Origin of the sequence: Paraburkholderia sp. BR10954, from assembly GCF_040965775.1 — a bacterium.
Classification (GTDB): domain Bacteria; phylum Pseudomonadota; class Gammaproteobacteria; order Burkholderiales; family Burkholderiaceae; genus Paraburkholderia; species Paraburkholderia youngii.
On sequence record NZ_JBFRCK010000220.1, the window covers coordinates 1 to 485 of the forward strand.

The window sequence follows — 485 nt, forward strand, 5'->3', positions numbered from 1 at the left end:
TGTTCACGCAACCGGCGAAGCATTGCCAGATGCAGTTGCTCCCACACGCCTGCGGCCTGCCAGTCTCGTAGCCGTCGCCAGCATGTCATGCCGCTGCCGAAACCCAGTTCCTGCGGCAGGTCTTCCCATGGGATGCCCGTTTGCAGGACATACAGGATGCCGTTCAGTGCTGCGCGGTCGTCAACTGTGCGCCGACGGCCGCCTTTGGGTGACGGCGTAAATGCCGGAATCAACAGTTCCAGCGCCGCCCACAGTTCGTTGCTGATTTTTCTTCTGGACATGCGCCCAGGATACGAAACCTATGGCTTGATGTCCAGGTTGTTGCCAGCCCCCGGGGGGGCCAGGAAACCGGCCCCAACCCGACAGACCGGGGAAAGCTCGGGTCGAAACGGCACATCGTTGTAGACGCGCGCAGCATTCCACTGGCCATCACGGTCACGGGCGCCAACCGACACGACTCGATGGCATTCGAGCCCACGCTCGAT

1 protein-coding gene and 1 pseudogene are annotated in these 485 nt (G+C 62.1%); one reads left to right on the forward strand and one right to left on the reverse strand.

Annotated elements, in window-relative coordinates; genetic code table 11:
* Positions 1 to 281 (reverse strand): transposase (locus AB4Y34_RS41960; protein WP_368719320.1); only part of this gene is annotated, 281 nt, incomplete at its 3' end.
* A 39-nt stretch (positions 282 to 320) separates the two neighbouring features.
* Here AB4Y34_RS41960 and AB4Y34_RS41965 point away from each other — a divergent pair.
* Positions 321 to 485 (forward strand): annotated as a pseudogene (locus AB4Y34_RS41965) (transposase); the annotation flags it as partial.